Raw genomic sequence first — 12,759 nt, forward strand, 5'->3', positions numbered from 1 at the left:
CTACGTGGTTGAGTTCACTTCGCGCTGATCGCCAGTCCATCTAGCAGCTCGGCGATGTCGCCGCTCACGGTGCCGTAGTCCACGTCCTTGGCCCAGCCGCGCAGCTGCACCGCGCCCTCCTTGCCGCTGTAGAAATAGCCGTGGTTCACGTAGGTGGTGTTCTGGACGCGGGCGACGAACTCCAGTTCGGTCATCGGTGTCGTCCCGCGCAGCTTCGACCCGCGCTTGCGGACCGTGACGCTCTCCGCCCCCTCCCGCGCCGTGTTGATCACCGCCGCCTCGATGCTGCCCTCGACGAGCTGCGCCTCGGCGATGAACTGGGCCTCGGCCTTCTCGTCGATCCGCAGGAAGTTGACGATGCCCGGGTCGGTGTCGGCGGGGTCGCGATACCAGCGGGTGGCGTCATAGCGCAGCCGAAAACGGCCCGCGACCAGCTCGCGGAAGCGCTCCTTTTCCTGCACGACCAGCACGTCGGTGTAGTCGGGCTTCAGCTGGATGCTCCGGAAGAATTCCTCGGCGCGGGTGGCGCCGGTGCCCGTCTCCGGCCACTCGGCGCTAAAGAGGTAGAGCGTAGACCCGATCACGATCAACCGCACCTCGCGAATCGTCCGTTCCCGCTTCTGCGCGATGACGAGCCGCTCGCCCTCGAAGGATCCGAGCGAGAACTTGTCCCGCAGCTTCACCTCGCCCGGACGCGACTTGAGCATGTCGGTCATGGATTTGACATACAGGCCCGTCTCCTCGCCCGGCAGCATGGCCATCGGATAGGAGAAACGGACGAGGAAGGTGCGCTCGCCGGCCTGCTCGGTGAAGAAGCGCTGCGCCTTGATGTCGCCCTGCGGCGAGGGCGTCAGGATGCCGTCCGTGCCCGGGGCCACGGGCAGCTTGGCCTCGATGGCCCAGCCGGGCGGGGAAAACGTCTGCTCCGCCGCCCGGGCCGCACCGGCCCAGAACAAAAGAAGACAGAGAAGGCCGATCAGGCGCCGCATGCCCTTCATCTAATCGGAGGAGTTTCCGGGGCGGCAAGCTTGCAAACGGGTGGAACGCGGCCTCCGGACGCGTTTTGCCCGACGCAAATCCAACAACCCGCCCGGAGGTCGGGTTCCACCTTTCAATTGCCACCCTTTACTTCGCGGCGTCGGCGGCCTTGACCAGGTCGATGAACGACCGGGCCTCGAGCGAGGCGCCGCCGATCAGGCCGCCGTCAATATCCTTCTCAGCGAGCAGCTCGGCCGCGTTGGCGGGCTTCATCGAGCCGCCGTAGAGGATGCGGACCTTCTGCGCCAGCGTCGTGCCGTAGAGCTTCGTGAGCAGGTCGCGGATGAAGGCGTGGACCTCCTGCGCTTGCGCCGTGGTGGCGACCTTGCCGGTGCCGATGGCCCAGACGGGCTCGTAGGCGATGATCACCGTGGTGATCTGCTCGGGCTTCACGCCCGCCAGGCCGCCCTCGACGTGCCGCTGCACGACCGCGAGGGTCGAACCCGCCTCGCGCTCGGCGAGCGTCTCGCCGACGCACAGGATAGGCTTCAGCTCGTGGGCCAGCGCGGCGAGCACCTTCTTGTTGATGAAGGCATCGGTCTCGCCGCAATACGTGCGGCGCTCGCTGTGGCCGAGGATGACATGAGTGACGTAGAGGGTGCGCAGCATCTCCGCCGAGACCTCGCCGGTGTAGGCGCCGCTCTTCTCCGGGTGCATGTTCTGGCCGCCCAGCTTGACCGCCTGGCCCTCGAGGACGTGGGCGACGGCCGCCAGCGCCGTGAACGGCGGGCAGAGCACGATGTCGACCGAGGTCTCCCGGCCGACCTCCCCGATGATATCCTTGGCGAGCGCCACGGCCTCGGTGGCCGTCTTGTTCATTTTCCAGTTACCGGCGATGACTTTCTTGCGAAACATTGTAGATCAGTTTCACAGGAGGAAACAGAGGCCACGGAGAAAAAGACAGTCTTTTCTCTGTTCCCTCCGTTCTCTCCTGTGAAATTAATTTTCCAGGAACGCGACGCCCGGCAGCACCTTGCCCTCGAGGAACTCGAGGCTGGCGCCGCCGCCGGTGGAGCAGTGCGTGACCTTGTCGGCCACCTTGAACTTCTTGGCGGCCGTGGCGGTGTCGCCGCCGCCCACGACGGTCGTCGCGCCGGCCGCGGTGGCCGCGGCAACGGCGGCGGCCATGGCCTTCGTGCCCTCGGCGAACTTATCGACCTCGAACACGCCCGGGGGTCCGTTCCAGATGATGGTCTTGGCGCGGCCGATCACCTGCGCGAACAGCTCGCGCGACTTCGGGCCCGCATCGAGGCCCATCCAGCCGGCCGGGATGCCCGACTTGTCGTCGGAGACGCCGGTCTGCACGGCAGCGATGTCGGCCGGCGAACCCGGGAAACGGTCGGCGGTGATGAAGTCCACGGGCAGCGCGATCTTCACGCCTTTGGCCTTGGCTTTGTCGAAAAGTTCCTGCGCGATCTTGGCGCCCTCGGCGTCGAAGAGCGAGTTGCCGATGGCCATGCCCTCAAGGACCTTCTTGAACGTGAAGGACATGCCGCCGCCGATGATGATCTCGTCGGCCTTCTCCAGGAGGTTGTTGATCAGGGGAATCTTGTCGGCGATTTTCGCGCCGCCGAGGATGGCGAGCAGCGGGCGCTTCGGGTGGTCGAGCACCGCGGCGAAGGCCTTGAGCTCGGCCTCCATGAGGAAACCGGCCGCCTTGTCCTTGAGGTTGATGCCGACCATCGAGCTGTGCGCGCGGTGGGCCGTGCCGAAGGCGTCGTTCACGTAGACATCGCCGAGCCTGGACAACGATTCGCGGAACGCGACCACCTTGGCCGGATCGGCCGTGACCTTGGTCTCGGTGCCGTCGGCCTGCTTGATCTTCACCTTCCCCTCTTCCTCGAGGTAGAAGCGCAGGTTTTCCAGCAGCAGCACGTGGCCGGGCTTGAGGGCCTTGGCTTGCTCCTCGACCTGCAGGCCGATGCAATCATCCGCGAAGCTGACGGGCTGGCCCAGGAGCTTCTCCAGCTCCACGGCGACGGGCTTGAGCGAGAACCTGGCGATCTTCTGGCCGTCGGGCCGGCCGAGGTGGGACATCAGGATGACGGAAGCGCCCTGCGCCAGGGCGTATTTGATCGTCGGCAGCGCGGCGGCGATGCGCTGGTTGTTGGTGATGGCGCCGGTGACCTTGTCCTGCGGGACGTTGAAGTCGACGCGCAGGAGGACGCGCTTGCCGGCGAGGGCGAGGTCGCGGATGGATTTGAATTTCATGAAGGACTGAAGAGCTGAAAGACTGAAGGGCTGAAATGGAAAAGGCCGAAGGTCGAAGGACTGGCTGTTGGTTCAGCTTTTCAGTCCTTCAGCCTTTCAGCCTTTGGTTTTGAGTCGCGCGCGACTCAAAGCTTCGCGGCGATCTTCTTGGTCAGGTCGACGACGCGGTTGGAATAGCCCCACTCGTTGTCATACCAGCTCACGAGCTTGAAGAAGCGTTTGTTGAGCTCGATGGACGAGCCGGCGTCGTAGATCGACGAGTGCTTGTCGTGGATGAAGTCGCTGGAGACGACCTCCTCGCCGGTGTAGCCGAGGATGCCCTTCAGGTAGGTCTCGGACGCCTTCTTCAGCGCCGCGTTGATCTCGGCGAGGGAGGTGTCCTTGGTGGTCTTGAAGGTCAGGTCGACGACCGAGACGGTCGGGGTCGGCACGCGGAACGACATGCCGGTGAGCTTGCCCTTCACTTCCGGGATCACGAGCGCGGTGGCCTTGGCCGCGCCGGTCGCGGCGGGGATGATGTTGATGGCGGCGGAACGCCCGCCCTTCCAGTCCTTCTTCGACGGGCCGTCCACGGTCTTCTGCGTGGCGGTGTAGGAGTGGATGGTGGTCATGAGGCCTTCCTCGAGGCCGAAGCCTTCCTTGAGGATCACGTGGACGAGCGGCACGAGGCAGTTCGTGGTGCAGGAGGCGTTGGAAATGATGCTGTGCTTGCTCAGGTCGATCTTGTCGTCGTTCACGCCGATCACGACGGTGATGTCCTCGCCCTTGGCCGGGGCGGAGATGATGACCTTCTTGGCGCCGGCGGTGATGTGCCCCCGGGCCTTCTCGGCATCGGTGAACAGGCCGGTCGACTCGATCACGAGATCGACGCCGAACTTCGCCCACGGCAGCTCGGCCGGGGTCTTGGCGCTGACGACATGGATATCCTTGCCGTTGACCACCAGCACGTCGTCCTCGGCCTTGTCGGCGGCCGACTTCTTCGACGACACGGTGCCCTGGAACTTGCCCTGGGTGGAGTCGTATTTGAGCAGGTAGGCCAGGTTGTCGGCCGGGACAATGTCGCCGACGGCGACGACATCGAGCTCCTTGCCGAGGAGGCCCTGCTCAACGAGGGCGCGGAAAACGAGGCGGCCGATGCGGCCGAAACCATTGATAGCTACTTTGACTGCCATGGAGGTGGTGGGTTGTGGTCGGTTGGACTGGACGGCCGGAAAGGCCGGCAATCGCCCGCAATGAAAAGCACGGCCCATGCCTTGGCAAGTGCGATACGTGCCATATGCAGTTGCCCGTATTATTTTAACACCACTGCTGCCAGAGGTGGTTCAGGTAGGGGCTGTTGCCCTCAACACCCCGGGCGCTTGGGGCAAGCGCCCCTACCCCGATTCCTCGTCTCTTCAGGTTTCAGGCTTCAGGTTTCTCTTCCTCACCACTCCGCCGTCCACAGGCTGCAACCCAGCGCCGGAATGAAAAGATCCGACTCCACGGCCTGGCCGGGCGGGCGCCCGCCATCGTGGTAGAAGCACTCGTGGTCCGCCAATAGCTCCCAGCCCTGCGCTGCCAGGTCCCCCACCGGCACTGTGGTGTCGTCGGTGTGCGGGTTGACGGCAAACATCAGTCGCGTGCGTCCCTGGCTGCCGTCGGCGTTGTAGACCGCCACGAGGGCCGGGCCGCCGGGCCGGATGAAGCACCGGAAGAACCCCTCGCTCGCCCGGCTGAAGTGCCGGAGCAGCCGCCCGCGCTCCGACCGCCGGAATGCGATCCAGGCGGCAAAGTAGGCGTGCGTCGCCGGGTAGCGCGCGATCCGGTGGTAATCGAGGGCGTTGAGATCGCCCCGCAGGTAGGTGTTGTTCACGCCGTATTTCGACCGCAGGAAGTCCTGCCCCTCGGCCAGCAGCGGGATGCCGACCGACATGAGCAGGATCGCCGCCATCAGGTGCGTGCGCTGCCGGTCGTTCTGCGTCGGGTGGAAGCCGTTGAAGTCGCCGTTCTCCGTGATCATGTCCAGCCACGTGCGGTCGTCGTGCGACTCGGTGTAGTTGACGGTCTGCGCCGGCCAGAAGGCGAAGTGCCAGGGCGAGCCCTTGAGGAAATACTCCATGCGGTCCGCCGCGCCCCGGCCGTGCACGTAGTCGCGCAGGAAGTTCCGGTAACCGTCGTTCCACGACGCGTAACCGGTCGGCCGCAGCGCCGCGGCGATGTGCCCGCGGAAGCTCCACGGCTCGGCGATGAGGATGACGTCGGGCTTCACCCGCTTCACCGCCGCCTCGATGTCGCGCAGCACGTCCACGCCGATGAGCTCCGCCAGGTCGAAGCGGAAGCCGTCCACGCCGTAGACCTCGATGTAGTGCAGCAGGCTGTCGATGATCAGGCGCTTGGCCATGGCCGAGCGGCAGCGCAGGTCGTTGCCGCAGCCGCTCCAGTTCTCGAGCGCCCCCTCGTCGTCGAGCTCGAAGTAATAGAGCTTGTCGATGAACAGCAGGTGCGCCGGCTCGCCGACGTGGTTGTAGACGACGTCGAGCACGACCGCCATGCCCTGCTGGTGGAACGCCGCGACCAGTTCCTGGAACTCCTTCACCCCCGAGGCGCGCGGGCCGTCGAGCGCGAAGCCGCTCGCCGGGGCGAAGTAGTTCGCCGTCATGTAGCCCCACTGGTATTCCTGGCGGGTCTTGTTGTCGAACTCGTGCACCGGCTGCAGCTCGACGCAGTTCACGCCGAGCTTCTTCAGGTAAAAGTCCGGGTGCCGCACCCATTTGGTCAGGCCGGTGAAGCCGAGGCGTTCCTCGGCGCTGAGGCTGCCCGGCGCCTGCGCCGCGAGGTCGCGCACGTGCCCCTCCGCCATCACCAGGTCCTGCCACGACGGCGTGGCGAAACTGCGGTCGGCCCGCCCCACCCAGGCCGGATCCAGCACGATGCCCGGGCCCTCGCGGCCGACCGCGGCCTGCGCGTAGGGATCGAGGATCCGCTGGTTGGGGTGGAAATACCCGAACACGTCGCGCGGGCCGCTGACGGAATACCAGTAATACCAGCCGTGCAGGTTGCGGTCGAGGTGCGCCTCCCATACGCCGCGCCAGCCGCCGGCCTCTTCGCGCCGGTCGAGCTCGTAGCCGAAGGCCTTGTCCAGCTCCTCCAGCTTTTCGCAGAGGAAGAGCCGCACGTGCTTCGCACGCGGGGCAAACAGCCGGAAGGTCGTCTCGCCGCGGCGCACGATCGCGCCCAGCGGCAGGTCGCTGCGCAGCTCGCAGAAGAATTTCCCGAGCCGCACCCGCGTCTTCGGCGCCTCCTTGCCGTCGCGCACGTGGACGACCGAGTAGGCCTGGTTGAGCAGCACCGGCTCCGTCGTCGTGAACTCGAACAGGTTGCGCCCCGTCCGGTGGCGGAGCAGCGCGCGGTTGAAGTGGCCCTTGCCGTCGGGCACGAGGTTCGTCGCCTCGCGGGGCAGCTCGAGCCAGCGGTTGTCGCCCGTGACGAACTTGAACTGCTGCGGCGGTTCGGTGAGCAGCGCGGCGCCGGCCTTGCGCAGCAGCCACGCGGCCCGGCCGTTTACCTCGCCGGGTTCCAGCGCCCAGTCGGCCTGGCCGACCGCCTGCTCCCAGCCGTTGAAGTCGCCCGCCACATAGACGGGCATCTTGCCGAATTCGACCCAGCTGTGCTCCGCCGGATCGAGCACGAAGACCACCTGCCCGGCCTCGTCCACGTAATAGGCCGCCTCGTCGGCGTAGAGCGACGGCGCCGCGGGCCGGAGGTCGGCGAAGGCGAAACCATGGTCGCCCGGCGCCAGCAGCGGCAGCGAGGCGCCCGTCCAGTCGGCGTCGAGCTCGATGATGCCGCCCGAGGTCGAACTCAGCCAGGCCCGGGCGATGCGCTGGGCTTGTTCGACGGTGAAAGGGGCGCGGGTGTTCACGGCAGGGCACTATTCCAGCACTTGCCGCGCCACCGCAAGCGCGCGCTTTATCTCATAGGGGCGTCGCTTGACGACGCCCGGGCGCGGTCAAGCCACGCCCCTACATCTAGAATCCGACGAAGTTTGGCTTTTGCGCTTTTTGGGCTTTTTGTGGCCAGCCACTCCTCCAATCCTTCAACCATGTCCAAGGAACGCATCCTCGTCGCCATGTCCGGCGGCGTCGACAGCAGTGTCGCCGCCCTCCTGCTCAAGCAGCAGGGGCACGACATTGTCGGCGCCTACATGAAGAACTGGATCAACGAGGACAACGTCATCGGCCACTGCCCGTGGATGCAGGACATCGACGACGCCCGCGCCGTGACCGACCGGATCGGCATCGAGTTCCGCGTCGTCAATCTGATGGCGGACTACCGCCGCCTCGTCGTGGACTACCTGCTCGACGGCTACCAGCGCGGCCTCACGCCCAATCCGGACGTGATGTGCAACCGCGAGATGAAGTTCGGCGTGTTCGCCAAATACGCCCAAGCCGAGGGCTTCGCCGCCGTCGCCACCGGGCACTATGCGCGGCGGGTGGAGGCCTCCACTGTAGGGTCGGCGCTTGCGCCGACCTTGGCGGCCGCAAGCAGCCGCCCTACAACCTTCGCCCTGTTGGAAGGCCTGGACAAGAACAAGGACCAGTCCTACTTCCTCGCCCTGCTCTCGCAGGCACAACTCGCCGCAGCGCGTTTTCCCATTGGCCACCTCACCAAGCCCGAGCTCCGCGCGCTCGCCGCCGACGCCAAGCTGCCCACCGCCGGGAAGAAGGACAGCCAGGGCATCTGCTTCATCGGCGAGGTGAAGATGGCGGACTTCCTTAAAACTTACGTGCCGGACCACCCGGGCCCGATCGTCCGCGCCACCGACGGCAAGGTCATCGGCGAGCACCGCGGTCTGCACTATTACACCATCGGTCAGCGCCGTGGCATCCGCATCCCGTCCAACACCGACGACAAGGCCTATGTCGTCACTGGCAAGCGTCCGGACGACCACGCGTTGCTCGTCGCGTTCGACGGCCCCGATGCCCCCGGCCTGTGGGCGAACGAGTGCCGCGTGCACGGCGTCAGCTTCATCGGTGAGCCGGTCAGGGAAACACGACGGATCGAGTGCAAGGTCCGCTACCGCGACCCGCGGGTCTTTATCGAGTTCACGCCTGCTGGTAGGGCGAATCCTCCGGATGAGCCGTCGACCGACCGCGGCTCGTCGGGACGACTCGCCCTACCTCAAACGGCCTCGGTCAAGTTCGAGCAACCCCAGCGCGCCCTCGCCCCCGGCCAGATCATGGCGCTCTACGACGGAGAAAAACTCCTCGGCGGTGGGGTGTTCGCCTGAACCGGCGAACTTCGCACATTTTTTCGACAAGCCTGCTTGCCAGCCTGCGCCGCCTCCGGCTGAATCCCGGCGCCATCTGTTTGCCGCACACCACACTATGACCGAACCAAAGCTGGAAGCGCCCGGGAGGATTCCCCTCCACTGGCAGATGTTCATCCTGTCATTTACCGCGCTCTTCCTCGAGCTGATGGTGATCCGGTGGGTGCCTTCCGTCGTGCGGCTGGTCGCCTACTACGCCAACCTGATGCTTCTGAGTTCGTTTCTCGGCCTCGGCATCGGCGCAATGGCCAGCGCCCGGAAATGGCGCCTCTTCGGCTGGGTGCCGCTGCTGCTGGCCCTCTACATCGGCACGCTGCTGCTCTGTCGCCAGCTGGCCATCGGCTCCAGCGGCGCGGAGATGCGCTTTGGCGCGGTGGACCTGCAACTGGTGAATTTCTCCATCCTCTTCGGGCTTTTTGTTGTGAACGCGCTGGTCTTTGTCCCAATCGGCCAGCAGATGGGCCAGCTCTTCGGCGCCCTGCCCCGCCTGTCGGCCTACGCGTGGGACCTCGGCGGCAGCCTGTGCGGCACGCTGTGCTTCGGCCTGTTCTCGTTGCTCCATTTTTCCCCGGTGCTGGGCATGGGCGGCGTCATGCTGCTCTACCTCGGTCTCACGCCGTGGCGGCGCTGGGCGTGGAGCGTGCCCGTGCTGGCGCTCGTGCTGTTCGGCATGGCCGCCGCCAATGACCGCGCCACCCGCTGGTCGCCCTATTATCACATCGTGGTGCGCGACCTGGCGACGAAGGAGGCCCTGACCGAGGCGCCGCCGGGCCTGGCCACGATGCAGGACCCGCCTCTCTTCGTCGTCAGCGTCAACCAGGACTTCTACCACATCGACGGCTCGCAGAATCCGGCACGCTACAGCCCGGGTTCGCATGCCGGGGAACTGGCCGCGAAGCAAAAGGCCCAGTATCGCGTCCCCTACATCCTGAGCGGCCCGCGCCAGCGGGTCTTGGTCGTGGGCGCCGGCGGCGGCGCGGACGTGCAGGGCGCCCTGGCGGCCGGCGCCAGCTACATCGACGCGGTGGAAATCGACCCGATCGTCGCCGACATCTCGCGCCACTTCAATGCGGACGCGCCCTACGCCGATCCGCGCGTCCACCTGCACGTCGATGACGCCCGCTCCTTCATTTCTCAAGCGCAGCCGGGCTACGACCTCGTCACGTTTGGTTACCTCGATTCGCAGGCGCTGTTCAGTTCCATGAGCAATCTGCGGCTGGACGGCTTCGTCTACACGACCGAGAGCATCCGCTCCGCCTACGGGCTGCTGAACGACCAGGGTGTCCTCATGCTGTCCTTCGGCTACGGCCAGCACTTCGTGTTGCTGAAACTTTATCGCATGGTCGTCGAGGCGACGGGTCGCGTCCCCATCTTCTACACCGGCCCGGGCCACGTGGTGTTCTGCGTGCCCAAGGGCCGGCTCCCGGCTCCGCCACCGCCGGTCATCAACGGCCTTGAGCTGTCCATGATGCCCGCCATGCCAAAGGTCGATCCCGCCACCGACGACTGGCCCTTCCTCTATCTCGCGCGGCGGACCGTGCCCACCGACTACCTGATCGTGATCGGCGGCCTGCTCCTCGTGTCCCTGCTCTCGGTCGGCGCGCTGCGCGGCCGCTCGTTCGGGCGCAGCGACGCCCATTTCGCCCTGCTTGGCATGGGCTTCCTCCTGCTCGAGACGAAAAGCATCACCGACTGTTCGCTCTATTTCGGCGCCACCTGGCTGGTGACGCTGCTCGTGGTCACGGGCGTCCTGCTGATGGTGCTCGCGTCCAACCTCGTGGCCAGCCGCGTGCCGCGCTTCTCACTATGGTTTTACGTGCCGCTGTTCGCCGCGCTGGCACTGCTCTGCTTCGTGCCGCGCGAATCGATCCTCGCGTTCGGCTTCGTCGGCCGTCTGGCGTGGACGCTCTTCGCCGTGCCGCTGCCGGTGTTCTTCGCCGGCCTGATTTTCTCAACCGGTTTCCGCGAGTCCGCGAACCCCGCGGCCCTGTTCGGCGCCAACCTGATCGGCGCCATGGTCGGCGGCTTCGCCGAATACCTCGGCATGGCCGTCGGCAGCCAGCACCTCTCCTACCTCGTCATCGCCGCCTACGCCGGCAGCTTGCTCTGCCTGCTCACCGACAAGCGCGGCGCCGCCGCACCGGCGACCGCCCCCGCCTGACTCCAAACCTGATCGTGGTCCTCGACGCCGGCGGGCAAGTTCCCGGAAGCGGCGTGTTCGCAGGAAACTCGGGCGTTGCACAAACAGCCATCGATCCGTTCTCTGCTCAGTCATGAGCGATGACCACCAGGTCGCGGTTCGGACCTGCCAGCGCCTCGCGCTGGGCGCGGGAGTTCTCCTGGCCGGCCTGGCGGCCTTGCATGGTGAAACACCAAAGCCTGCCGTCGCGGAGGAGGCCGGTGCCGTCGCCTATGGATTGATCGTCGACAATACGCCCGCGATGCGGAGCTGCCTCAACGAGGCGATGGCCACGGGCCGGGCGTTCGTCGAAAGCAACGGACCCGCGGACGAGGCCTTCGTCATCACGTTCTCCAGCCGGGACAACCTCACCCTCGAACAACGCCTCACCCGCAGGAAGAGCTCCCTGACGCGGGCACTGGATAACATGCATATCCAGGGCGGTCCGGCCGACCTGCTCGATGCAGTCTACCTGGCCGGGGAGACGCTGGCCGAGTATGAAAAAGACACCCGGACGGCGGCGCAGGATCACGCGCTGATCCTGCTCACCGTGGGCGCGAACGAAGACAGTTTTTATCACCTCGAGCAGGTCCTGACCATGCTGCACGAGAAGCGCACCAAGGTTTTTGTGATTGGTTTTCCCCGGGCGTTGAAATCAGCCGACGGAAAGACGGAGGAAGCGGCCGGAAAACTCCTGGACCGGCTCGCCGGCGAGTCAGGCGGCCAGGCATATTTTCCCGCTTCCGAGGGAGAAACCGCCAAAGCGGTTGAAGCGATTCTGACCGGACTTCGCGCCCGACAGGCAGACCGCAAAAATGACTGAATAACCCGCTCGACCACCGGCACGCAAACCACTGCGCATGAAGAAACTCGGCCTCTGTCTGCTCATGGCGGTGCTCGCGCTGCAGATCGCGGCCGGTGACGACCATCCTCATGGCCGGCTTCTGGGGCTGGTTCGAGGCGAAGGCGGGCATCGAGGCGCTGGGCCACTCGGGCCCGGCCGACTGGTGCTACGGCGTCACCTATGCGGTTGTCCTGCTCCTCGGCCTCGCCGGGCTGTTGCCGCGGCGGACGTAGGATCCGGCTGCACGGTAGAGCGGTTTAACCTGAAGGGTAGCCGCGAAAGAACGCAGAGAACACAAAGAAGCGCCGCCTGCTTGGGTTGTCTTCGCGCCCCTTGCGTTCTTTCGCGGCTGGAAATCCGGTTCTGATCCGGCTGCGATTTTCCTTAAAATGCCAAGGACCGAACTCGACGACCGCGCAAAAATGCGTGACGCCGCGCCCGGTGAGCGACGCCATGTCTGGATGGTGTCCTAATTCGAAAATGCAGGGTCGCCGCTTGTCGGCGGACCGTTCGGAAGCGTAGCGCGGCCCGGCGACAAGCGCCGGCCCTACATTCGAAGAAAAGGCTCATCAGTCACAAGGAACCCAATTAGGCCACTGCCCATGCTTGATAAATCCTATGCTTCGGCTAGTCGTAGTTCATGACTTCCTCGCAGCTCACCAAAAGTGTGCTCGCTCTGCCTGAACCAGAAAGACTGGAGCTGGCGCGCCGGATTGTCGCGAGCATCGCGACGGAAAAACAGCAGGCCGCCCTGCTGGCGGCAGGGGTCAAGCGGCTTGAAGCCGTGGTCAGCGGACAAATCAACGGGCTGACGGAACGCGAGTTCCGGCAAGCCCTGCGATGAATATCCGCTACCATCCGGATTTTCCCAGCGACATCAACCGCCAGACCGCAGTCTATGGCGGCATCTCGCCGCGGCTTGGCCAGCGGTTCCGGGAGGAGGTGGACCAGGCGATGGCCGCCATCATCGCCGAACCGGCCGGTGCAGGTCATTTTGTGAACACCGGCTCCAAGATCGTCAGGGAGGTGCGCCGCAGAAATCTGTCCTCCTTTCCCTTTTTCATTCTCTACGGTCTTGCGCCGGACTGGCTGGTCTTCGGTTCACTCATTCCCAGCACCTCCGATCCCGTAAAATGGTTGGAGCGCTTTCCCGCGTGACGCGGTGCCCGGGTTCGCGAC

The 12,759-nt window shown here is 65.6% G+C and carries 12 protein-coding genes; 6 read left to right on the top strand and 6 right to left on the bottom strand.

Annotation, left to right across the window (positions count from 1 at the left end):
* Positions 1–14: 14 nt before the first annotated feature.
* The 5 genes from BLU29_RS01205 to BLU29_RS01225 all read right to left on the bottom strand — a co-directional run bounded on the left by BLU29_RS01205 (position 15) and on the right by BLU29_RS01225 (position 7,150).
* Positions 15–989, bottom strand: coding sequence for a hypothetical protein (locus BLU29_RS01205; RefSeq protein ID WP_157693544.1), 975 nt, complete (start codon positions 987–989; stop codon positions 15–17).
* A 136-nt stretch (positions 990–1,125) separates the two neighbouring features.
* Entirely contained in the window at positions 1,126–1,893 is a 768-nt protein-coding gene (gene tpiA / locus BLU29_RS18480) for a triose-phosphate isomerase (protein WP_091054761.1), read from the bottom strand.
* Positions 1,894–1,977: 84 nt separating this feature from the next.
* Entirely contained in the window at positions 1,978–3,249 is a 1,272-nt protein-coding gene (gene pgk / locus BLU29_RS18485) for a phosphoglycerate kinase (protein WP_091054762.1), read from the bottom strand.
* 125 nt (positions 3,250–3,374) lie between these two features.
* Positions 3,375–4,421 (bottom strand): type I glyceraldehyde-3-phosphate dehydrogenase, encoded by a 1,047-nt coding sequence (gene gap / locus BLU29_RS01220; RefSeq protein WP_091054763.1) that lies wholly within the window; start codon positions 4,419–4,421, stop codon positions 3,375–3,377.
* 251 nt (positions 4,422–4,672) lie between these two features.
* Positions 4,673–7,150, bottom strand: a complete 2,478-nt coding sequence (locus BLU29_RS01225) for an alpha-amylase family glycosyl hydrolase (RefSeq protein WP_091054764.1) — start codon at positions 7,148–7,150, stop codon at positions 4,673–4,675.
* Positions 7,151–7,330: 180 nt separating this feature from the next.
* Between BLU29_RS01225 and mnmA the strand changes: the two genes are divergently transcribed.
* From mnmA to BLU29_RS17760, 4 genes are all read left to right on the top strand, one after another.
* Positions 7,331–8,518: a tRNA 2-thiouridine(34) synthase MnmA gene (gene mnmA / locus BLU29_RS01230; RefSeq protein WP_091054765.1), complete on the top strand. Its 1,188-nt coding sequence runs from the start codon at positions 7,331–7,333 to the stop codon at positions 8,516–8,518.
* Positions 8,519–8,615: 97 nt separating this feature from the next.
* Entirely contained in the window at positions 8,616–10,718 is a 2,103-nt protein-coding gene (locus BLU29_RS01235) for a hypothetical protein (RefSeq protein ID WP_091054766.1), read from the top strand.
* A gap of 112 nt (positions 10,719–10,830) precedes the next feature.
* Positions 10,831–11,559, top strand: coding sequence for a VWA domain-containing protein (locus BLU29_RS01240; protein ID WP_091054767.1), 729 nt, complete (start codon positions 10,831–10,833; stop codon positions 11,557–11,559).
* A gap of 95 nt (positions 11,560–11,654) precedes the next feature.
* Positions 11,655–11,813, top strand: coding sequence for a hypothetical protein (locus tag BLU29_RS17760; RefSeq protein ID WP_157693545.1), 159 nt, complete (start codon positions 11,655–11,657; stop codon positions 11,811–11,813).
* A gap of 24 nt (positions 11,814–11,837) precedes the next feature.
* Here BLU29_RS17760 and BLU29_RS17765 read toward each other — a convergent pair whose 3' ends face one another.
* On the bottom strand, positions 11,838–12,035 hold the full coding sequence (locus BLU29_RS17765) for a hypothetical protein (RefSeq protein WP_157693546.1): 198 nt from the start codon (positions 12,033–12,035) through the stop codon (positions 11,838–11,840).
* A gap of 185 nt (positions 12,036–12,220) precedes the next feature.
* Between BLU29_RS17765 and BLU29_RS01245 the strand changes: the two genes are divergently transcribed.
* Positions 12,221–12,424, top strand: coding sequence for a hypothetical protein (locus BLU29_RS01245; protein WP_091054768.1), 204 nt, complete (start codon positions 12,221–12,223; stop codon positions 12,422–12,424).
* Positions 12,421–12,738, top strand: a complete 318-nt coding sequence (locus tag BLU29_RS01250; RefSeq protein ID WP_091054769.1) for a hypothetical protein — start codon at positions 12,421–12,423, stop codon at positions 12,736–12,738. The genes BLU29_RS01245 and BLU29_RS01250 overlap by 4 nt, the downstream gene beginning before the upstream one ends.
* Positions 12,739–12,759 lie beyond the last annotated feature (21 nt).

The organism is Opitutus sp. GAS368 (assembly GCF_900104925.1).
In the GTDB taxonomy this organism is placed as follows: domain Bacteria; phylum Verrucomicrobiota; class Verrucomicrobiia; order Opitutales; family Opitutaceae; genus Lacunisphaera.

What these genes read in the sequence shown, in the direction of transcription:
- BLU29_RS01205 (WP_157693544.1), bottom strand. Translation starts at nt 989, where the DNA reads ATGCGGCGCCTGATCGGCCTTCTCTGTCTTCTTTTGTTCTGGGCCGGT.
- tpiA (WP_091054761.1), bottom strand. Translation starts at nt 1,893, where the DNA reads ATGTTTCGCAAGAAAGTCATCGCCGGTAACTGGAAAATGAACAAGACG.
- pgk (WP_091054762.1), bottom strand. Translation starts at nt 3,249, where the DNA reads ATGAAATTCAAATCCATCCGCGACCTCGCCCTCGCCGGCAAGCGCGTC.
- gap (WP_091054763.1), bottom strand. Translation starts at nt 4,421, where the DNA reads ATGGCAGTCAAAGTAGCTATCAATGGTTTCGGCCGCATCGGCCGCCTC.
- mnmA (WP_091054765.1), top strand. Translation starts at nt 7,331, where the DNA reads ATGTCCAAGGAACGCATCCTCGTCGCCATGTCCGGCGGCGTCGACAGC.
- BLU29_RS01235 (WP_091054766.1), top strand. Translation starts at nt 8,616, where the DNA reads ATGACCGAACCAAAGCTGGAAGCGCCCGGGAGGATTCCCCTCCACTGG.
- BLU29_RS01240 (WP_091054767.1), top strand. Translation starts at nt 10,831, where the DNA reads ATGAGCGATGACCACCAGGTCGCGGTTCGGACCTGCCAGCGCCTCGCG.
- BLU29_RS17765 (WP_157693546.1), bottom strand. Translation starts at nt 12,035, where the DNA reads ATGGCGTCGCTCACCGGGCGCGGCGTCACGCATTTTTGCGCGGTCGTC.
- BLU29_RS01245 (WP_091054768.1), top strand. Translation starts at nt 12,221, where the DNA reads ATGACTTCCTCGCAGCTCACCAAAAGTGTGCTCGCTCTGCCTGAACCA.
- BLU29_RS01250 (WP_091054769.1), top strand. Translation starts at nt 12,421, where the DNA reads ATGAATATCCGCTACCATCCGGATTTTCCCAGCGACATCAACCGCCAG.